The sequence below is a fragment of the Dickeya undicola genome, assembly GCF_000784735.1.
GTDB classification, from domain to species: Bacteria; Pseudomonadota; Gammaproteobacteria; order Enterobacterales; family Enterobacteriaceae; genus Dickeya; species Dickeya undicola.
Genome location: NZ_JSYG01000035.1, coordinates 52,952 through 61,209, shown reverse-complemented (window position 1 = coordinate 61,209; position 8,258 = coordinate 52,952). Strand labels below are relative to the sequence as shown.

Sequence of the window (8,258 nt, the reverse complement as noted above, 5' to 3'; positions counted from 1 at the left end):
TGTCCATATAAGCTATTTAGGTGGTTACCGAACTCGATAATAAAACGGCTCATCGCCAGCGGTGATAGTTGGAACCCCGGTTGATTTTAGACTGCCTGCTCACCCCTTTTAGTCTCATGTATTTGATGATCTCCCATCCACAGACAACCTGTTTAACCCCGCTCGGTGGCTTGCAAAGCCAGCCCGGATGCGCTGGGAAACCTTTGAAAGAAAGTTAGCCAGGTTGATAAAAACCGAGGCCGCATATTGGCGGGTGTCAGATGCGAAAATGGCAAGAATGACCGGACGGCTGATTAGGAAGGTAGAAAAGGCAGAACGGGAAGCCAGAAAAGCAGCCCGTTAAACATCGGGCCTTAGTATTAGTATTGTCTGCTTTTTAAGCGTACAACTGGATGTTTATTATCATGTACATTAAGATGAACACTATAACAGGCATTTTACAGGTGATTTATGGAACGCATTCTTGCTGAAAAATCTATCAACATCACAGAGTTAAGAAAAAACCCGGCGAAATATTTTATTGATGAACCTGTTGCAGTTCTCTCCAACAACCGCCCGGCTGGCTATATGGTTAGCGCTAAGGTGTTTGAAGAACTGATCGATCTGTTGGAAGAGAAACAGGGTAGGGTACATACCGCTGCGCGTTTTCGTCCAAGCGCTGAACGGTTAAGCGAGATTGCGCAGAACGGGCAGACACTGCTGCAAAACGCCTCTGACAAGGATCTGACCGAGTTCACGGAATGAGCATCAGGATTTTCAAATCAACGCTTATCCGCCAGCAATTGAGCCAGAAAGAGCTGGATGATTTGGCGGCGGATTTTCTGTCGTATAAAAAAGAGGGCGTGTTGCCGGATACCTTTGGCCGTGACGCCCCTTATGATGATGATCGCACCTATCCCCTGGTGAAAGAAGAGCAGGTAGCGCACATTCATCTTGCTGATGCGGATGCCCCTTTTCCTAAGTTTTTACGTCAGTTCAAACGAACCAGCGATCAGGCTCACTTGGTGTACTGCCAGGGTGCCAGTGATCCAGATGCCTACCTGCTGATTATCATTCTGAAACCCGAAGCGCATAAGATGGCCCGAAATAATAACCACATGCACAAGATAGGCGTGATGGCCGAAGCATTCAGAATGAAGTATTGAGTTGTTCAAAAAACACCCGAATAACCGGGGCGCAAAAGCCGTTGGGGATATGTTTGGGGGGTATCGTTAATGATGGATGACAGGTATAGCGCTTATACTTAAGACAGGCTAAACCCTGTACATACCGTTACACAGCAGTGCTCATCATCGAATATTAGCTTGGTATATAGTGTCGAAAAAAACAGTGGTCGATGCGCTGTGAAGATAAGAAATTAACAGTTTTTAAACAATACGACGCCATATAGTTTTACTTTTATGATAAAAATCAAAAATACTATCTGCCTACATATCCTGATGGCTACCTTGGCTATCTTGTTCCTTTGTGTTCACCCGGTGGTGACGAGCTTTGATCCGCCGTTAACATTCCAGCCGCTGATTAAAAGCCTGGAAGGAACGCCAAAAGAGCTGAAGGAGAAAATGGCCACCATCTCCCATGCGTTGCAGGGAAATGCGATTTTTTTCATCGGTGCTTCGGAAGTCTCCACATCTGAAGATGAACATTACGCGGTATATAATTACTTCAATAACCAGTTAAAGCGGCCGGTCGTTGCTTATGGCGATGTTTATATCGATAACATCACGCATTTTTTACTGCTCTCACGTTTTAAAAATGACCTGAATGCGAATAGTAAGGTAGTTTTACAACTGGCACCGGATAGCTTTTACGGTGATGGCCTCCCACCGGCTGTTTTTGCCGACAATTTCCCGGCCTCTGTTTTTAATCCCCTGATGGAAGATACACAGGCACGAAATTTTCTGGTTGATTATTTGCAACATCATATTAATGAAGAAGAGATCAGCCATTTAACTTTTGCTCAAATGGCCATTTATGGTTGGAACCTGAATATTGTCTGGCAGGAAATAAGTTATCAGTTTGCGATCTTCTGCGAGATGGTAAAGAACGATTGGCTGGCAATGTTGGGAATTGACCCTCAACCGTCACAACCGTGGCCGACTCCGCTTGCGAATCAAGTTGTTCCCAATTGGGATAACGAACTGGCACACGCTCATGAATTGAATAAGTCTCGCCAGCAAAGTGCGGAGACATTGTGGATGGATAAGTCGGTATTTGATGATGATCCTACGCCGGATGTATGGGATGACGCACCACTATATCCTGCACAAATGGAAGCGTTCCAGGCAACCATCAAATTGCTGAAAGAGCGCCACGTTCAAGTTGTGGTGATTGTCGATGCGATTAATCCGTGGGCGATTAAAAATTCTGAGAAATTTCAGTCCATTGATAAACAAATCAGGTCGCTGCTGGAGGCGAATCAGGTGCCTTATCTGGATATGTACGCGCAACCTTATCAGAACGGCTGGAATTGGGATCGCCTGCACCCGACTGACCCTGCATGGGTTGTGATGGACCGTTTTATTGCTGAGAGTTTTAAATGATGAAATACGCTATTCGCCTTTTTTTTCTTTATCTCTTTCTGGCTGTGACCATCGTCGCGTGGACCTCTGTTGATGACAGCATGAGTTTAAAAGTGCACTTTGAATATCAAAAGTTCTGAAGGATGAATGATGTATAGCTCCGGAACATTCTTTTTCTTGCTATTTTCATCAGCATTGTTGTTTTTGCTGATTAATCGGCTGTGGCATTCACGGCTGACCTACTTATCGACTATTTCTGTACTCGTCGTATTGGGGTGGGGATATATTTTCCAGGGTGATTATATTGTGCCCGTGGCAGTTTTTCTGAGCTTTTATATTCTGGTTACGCTGAAAGAGAAAGGCTGGTTAAAAACCTGGCAGGCGGTTTGCCTGACGCTACTCCCGTTGTTTTTGGTGAAATTACACCTCAACAACCACTGGGGGATGATCGGCTTGTCTTTTATGACATTCCGCGCCATTGACGTATTGCTTTATCGCACCAAAAAAGATGGTCAGCATTTCCTGCATTACTTTTGCTATCTTTTCCTGCCATTTATTATCACGGCCGGTCCGATGTATCGGTGGCGGACATGGACTAATGATATTAACAAACAGACATTTACTATCACCCGTGAGCAGTTCTTACCTGCCATGGAGCAAATTTTTGTCGGCATTATCCAGAAATTCTTATTAGCGATGCTTATCGACAACCTGGTTATTCAGTCATGGAGTCCTCGCCCGTTTAGTTTAAGCGTTGGTGTTGTGATGTCGGTGGCCTACAGCGCATACCTTTACTTTGACTTTGCCGGTTACAGCAATATGGCTATTGGGGCCGGGCGTTTATTTGGCCTGAATATCCCGGCAAACTTCAATATGCCCATTTTGGCGAAAAACCCGCAGGATTTTTGGCGCCGCTTCCACATTAGTTTGTCTGAATGGCTAAGGGATGTGGTTTTTATGCCGATTTATATGAATCTGATGAAGATCGATTTTTTCCGACAGAATAAAACGCTGGCACAAAACATTGGTATATTTTGCACCCTGTTTTGTATGGGAGCATGGAACGGACTTGAACGACACTATATCATCAGCGGCGCGCTGTTTGGCGCCATTTCTGTTGTACACAACATGTTGCAGTGGTCAGCCAAACGCAGTCCGATGCTCAGCAACTGGTTGCATTATCCAGTTATTGTGTTCTTAGGGCGAATTCTGACGCTGGCAAGCGCCGCTGTCTCCCTTTACATTTTTAGCGGAATGTCACCCCTATGAACCTTTACTCCGAGCTTAAGGAACTGCAAGATTTCTTGCACACAGCATTACTCAAGCCCGCGAACCCACAGCAACTGGCGATTAGCGGCAGCGACGAAGCAATGACCTGGCAACAGCTATCTGTAGCCGTTACCGATTGGTCGCAGCGCTACCAGCAGTGTCAGCAGCCAGCCGGTATACCGGTGGTGTTATACGGGCATCAGCAGGCTGAATTTGCCGTGGCAATTTATAGCTGTCTGCTGCATAACATTCCGTACATCCCGGTGGACTGTATCTATCCGCAGGAGCGACTTAAAGAGATTTGCCAGTTGGCGAGTGCCCCTTACTACTACGATGTGGCGACAAAGCAGTTCGTTACAACCGGTGAGGCTGGTCAGGTGCTGGCCGAGCAGGATCTCGCCTATATCATGTTCACCTCCGGAAGTACCGGCAAACCCAAAGGCGTGCAGATTGGGCGCGAAAGCCTATGGCACTTCATGAAGTGGGTGCGTCAGGACTTTTCACTGCCAGCATTGCCGGTATTGATGAACCATGCGGTGTTCAGTTTCGATCTCTCATTAATCCCATTGCTGGCGAATCTGGCAACCGGGGGGCACATCGTTCTGAACGCAAAAGAAGACATTGCGGCGGAAAACTGGCTTGATCGGCTGAAAAACAACGGCGTTTCCGTGTGGGTTTCAACGCCTTCTTTTGCCTACCAGCGGCTGCTCTCCCCACAGTTCAACAGTGAGTATTTACCCGAACTTAGCGTCTTCGTGTTCATCGGCGAAGTGTTAAATAAAGCGCTGGTAAAACAGCTGCGCCGCCGTTTCCCGCACGCCAAAATTCTTAACTCGTATGGCCCAACGGAAGCCACCATTGCAACAACCGTCATTGAAATCACCGATGAAATTCTGCACAGCGAAAACGACCTGTTGCCGATCGGCGTGATGATGCCGGACACCAGAATGGAAATCACCGCAGACGGTGAGCTGGTGATCTGGGGCAAACATGTGATGCGTGGCTACCTCGGGCTCTCGAAGGAGAACGCAGAGAAGTTGCTGCATCGGGAGAGTGAGGCGTTTCGGGGCTACAGAACCGGCGATCTGGGCTATGAGGACAATGGTATCCTGTACTGCCAGGGCCGAAATGACAGCCAGATCAAGCTGAATGGCTACCGCATTGAAATCAATGAGATTGAGAATCGCCTGCTGGCGATGTCCGATATCAGTGAAGCGGTGGTGCTGCCGCTGATGAAGTCGGGCGGTGGTGTGCTGCGTATTGCGGCGTTCTGCGTGACGGATTTAGCGCCTGAAGTGATTAAAAACTCACTGTCGAAGGTGATTCCGCACTATATGGTGCCTTCTCAAATTATAATCAAAGACGCGTTGCCGCTTAATCCTAACGGCAAAATCGACCGTAAGCTGCTGGATACCCATGCCCGCACGAATTAATTACTCCAGGAAAAAATGATGGAACAAGAAATACTTGCCCTGTTTGAAAAGGTCTTATCCCGCAAAGTGGGCTTTAACGATGAGCTGATTGAGTCCGATATTCTCGACTCTATTCTGGCGGTCGATCTGGTGCTGGAAGTGCAGGACGTTTACGGTTGCATGATCCCCCCGACCGAAGTCGCCAACGTGCTGAAGACCCCGGCGGATTTGGCGCGTTACATTGAAGAGAATCGCGGTTAGTCCTTAAACGGCGAATGGCTGTTGTGCTTTTAAGACCCTGGGTGCATTTATTCAGGGTCTTTTTGTTTCAGGGACATCGTGGCGCTCCGTGGGTAAGTTTTCAATCAGAGACGGTTTACATGACGAAATCTGTATAAGGAGCATGACAGAGAGATAAAACCGGCGGGGATACAAATAAGTGAATCTCGTCAAAGTAACGCTGTGCTTTTGTGTTAGGGTATGCTCCCTGAGCATCGCCGGGTTTCCGGTTTCTGTGCCCCGTCCGAGTTTTTATCATGTATGAGTTCAAACTGGTTTTACTGTTGCTCCAACAGATGTGCGTTTACCTGGTGATCGCCTATCTGCTCAGTAAAACGCCGCTGTTTATCCCGTTGATGCAGGTGACGGTTCGGTTGCCGCATAAGCTATTGTGCTATGCCATGTTTTCCATGTTCTGCATCATGGGCACCTATTTCGGGTTGCATGTGCAAGACTCCATCGCCAATACACGTGCGATAGGCGCGGTGCTGGGTGGGTTGCTTGGCGGGCCGGGCGTGGGCATGTTGGTGGGGATGACCGGCGGGGTGCACCGTTATTCGCTCGGCGGCATGACTGCGTTCAGCTGTATGGTGTCGACCATCGTCGAAGGGTTGCTGGGCGGTATGGCGCACCGGTTGCTGATGCGCCGCGGCCGTATCGATAGGCTGTTCAACCCTTTTACCGTGGCCGGGGTAACGTTTATCGCCGAATTGCTGCAAATGGCAATTATTCTGTCGCTGGCGCGGCCGTTTGATGATGCATTGAAACTGGTCAAGGACATTGCCGCTCCGATGATTGTCACCAACAGTATTGGTGCCGCGATGTTTATGCGCATCCTGCTGGACCGGCGTGCGATGTTCGAAAAGTACACCTCGGCGTTTTCGGCTCGGGCGTTGAAAATCGCCGCCTGTACCGAAGGTATCCTGCATAAAGGGTTCAACGAAGAAAACAGTATGCGGGTGGCGCAGGTGATCTATCAGGAGATGGATATCGGCGCGGTAGCGATCACCGATCGTGAAAAGTTGCTGGCGTTTATCGGCATCGGCGACGATCACCATTTGCCGGGAACGCCCATCGCCTCGGGTCATACCCGGCGCGCCATCGAGCACAACGAAGTGGTGTACGCGGATGGTAACGAAACGCCTTACCAGTGTTCGTTGCAGTCCACCTGCCGGTTGGGGTCGACATTGGTGATCCCGCTATGCGGTGAAAACCAGCAGGTGATCGGCACCATCAAACTGTATGAAGCCAAAAATCGGCTGTTCAGTTCGATCAACCGTACTTTCGGCGAAGGTATCGCCAGCCTGCTGGCCGCGCAGATTTTGGCGGGTCAGTATGAGCGCAGCAAGCAGCTGCTGACGCAATCGGAAATCAAGTTGCTACATGCCCAGGTCAACCCACATTTTCTGTTTAACGCGCTCAACACCTTGCTGGCGGTGATCCGCCGCGACAGTGAACAGGCCGGTCAACTGGTGCAATCCTTGTCGACGTTCTTTCGCAAAAACCTCAAACGCTCGGAAGAGATCGTCACGCTGGCTGATGAGATCGAGCACGTGAATGCTTATCTGCAAATCGAAAAAGCCCGTTTTCAGGAGCGGTTGCAGGTCCGCTTCAATCTGCCGCAGGCGCTGATGTCGATGCGCTTACCGGCGTTCTCGTTACAACCCTTGGTGGAAAATGCCATCAAACACGGCACGGCGCATTTGCTGGGTACGGGTATCATCACGATCAGCGCCAGTCAGCAGGGGGATCGCCTGTTGTTGAGCATTGAGGATAATGCCGGTCTGTACCAGCCGCGTACCAACTGCACCGGGCTGGGAATGAATCTGGTTGATAAGCGCATCCGCAGCCGTTATGGCAACGACTATGGTCTGAGCGTGGAATGCGAGCCTGATCACTACACCCATGTCCATCTAACCCTGCCTTGTGAGGAAAGCCACTCATGCTGAGCGTGCTGATTGTTGACGATGAACCGCTAGCGCGGGACAACTTGCGCTGCCTGCTGGAGCAGGATGACAGCCTTGATCTGGTGGGGGAGTGCGCCAATGCGGTGGAAGCGATCAGCGCCATTCACCGGTTGCATCCCGACGTGGTGTTTCTGGATATTCAGATGCCGCGTATCAGCGGGTTGGAAATGATTGGCATGATAGACCCCGACAACATGCCCTACATCGTGTTTATCACCGCTTACGATGAGTACGCTATCAAGGCGTTTGAGGAACAGGCGTTCGACTATCTGCTGAAACCCATCGACCCGCCACGGCTGGAGAAGACGCTACGTAACTTGCATCGGGAACGCCCTGTACAGAATGTCGATAAGCTGCCTGACCATCAGGCTGGGCTTGACTACATCCCCTGTACCGGCCACAGCCGTATCTATCTGATGAAAAGCAGCGAAGTGCAGTTTGCCAGTTCGCGACAGAGCGGGGTGTATGTGACCGGCCCGCAAGGGGAGGAGTGTTTTACCGAGCTGACTCTGAAAACGCTGGAAAGCCGTACCTCGCTGGTGCGCTGTCATCGGCAGTACCTGGTCAACATGGACCATTTGCGTGAAATCCGGCTGGAAGAAAGTGGTCAGGCGGAAATCCTGCTGAAAAGCGGTCAGTCACTGCCGGTGAGCCGCCGCTATCTGAAAACCCTCAAGCAACTGCTGGGCCTGAAAGGATGATGTCGGGCCTGTGCTGATACAGGCCATTCGACCTTCTGCTTCTCTATTTCTGCATCTTCTTCTGACGTGTTGGCTGGCGTCAGTGCCGCTCTTGTTGGTTTTTCCTGC

8 protein-coding genes are annotated in these 8,258 nt (G+C 49.8%); all 8 read left to right on the top strand.

Annotated features, from left to right (window positions below; all coding sequences use genetic code 11):
• The first annotated feature begins 450 nt into the window (after positions 1-450).
• The 8 genes from yafN to btsR all read left to right on the top strand — a co-directional run bounded on the left by yafN (position 451) and on the right by btsR (position 8,150).
• A complete protein-coding gene (gene yafN / locus OB87_RS16785) occupies positions 451-744 on the top strand; it encodes a type I toxin-antitoxin system antitoxin YafN (RefSeq protein ID WP_033570551.1) in 294 nt (97 codons plus the stop codon).
• The gene (locus tag OB87_RS16780; RefSeq protein WP_033570550.1) at positions 741-1,145 is read left to right on the top strand and encodes a type II toxin-antitoxin system YafO family toxin; all 405 of its coding nucleotides are present in this window, start codon (positions 741-743) and stop codon (positions 1,143-1,145) included. The genes yafN and OB87_RS16780 overlap by 4 nt, the downstream gene beginning before the upstream one ends.
• A 255-nt stretch (positions 1,146-1,400) precedes the next feature.
• Positions 1,401-2,543, top strand: coding sequence for a D-alanyl-lipoteichoic acid biosynthesis protein DltD (locus OB87_RS16775; protein ID WP_200884314.1), 1,143 nt, complete (start codon positions 1,401-1,403; stop codon positions 2,541-2,543).
• A gap of 129 nt (positions 2,544-2,672) precedes the next feature.
• Positions 2,673-3,791, top strand: coding sequence for a membrane-bound O-acyltransferase family protein (locus OB87_RS16770; RefSeq protein WP_033570549.1), 1,119 nt, complete (start codon positions 2,673-2,675; stop codon positions 3,789-3,791).
• The gene (locus OB87_RS16765) at positions 3,788-5,224 is read left to right on the top strand and encodes an AMP-binding protein (protein ID WP_033570548.1); all 1,437 of its coding nucleotides are present in this window, start codon (positions 3,788-3,790) and stop codon (positions 5,222-5,224) included. Before OB87_RS16770 ends, OB87_RS16765 begins: the two co-directional genes overlap by 4 nt.
• A gap of 18 nt (positions 5,225-5,242) precedes the next feature.
• Positions 5,243-5,464: an acyl carrier protein gene (locus OB87_RS16760; protein ID WP_033570547.1), complete on the top strand. Its 222-nt coding sequence runs from the start codon at positions 5,243-5,245 to the stop codon at positions 5,462-5,464.
• A gap of 275 nt (positions 5,465-5,739) precedes the next feature.
• Positions 5,740-7,431: a sensor histidine kinase gene (locus tag OB87_RS16755; protein WP_033570546.1), complete on the top strand. Its 1,692-nt coding sequence runs from the start codon at positions 5,740-5,742 to the stop codon at positions 7,429-7,431.
• Positions 7,425-8,150, top strand: coding sequence for a two-component system response regulator BtsR (gene btsR / locus OB87_RS16750; RefSeq protein WP_033570545.1), 726 nt, complete (start codon positions 7,425-7,427; stop codon positions 8,148-8,150). The genes OB87_RS16755 and btsR overlap by 7 nt, the downstream gene beginning before the upstream one ends.
• The last annotated feature ends 108 nt before the right edge of the window (positions 8,151-8,258 follow it).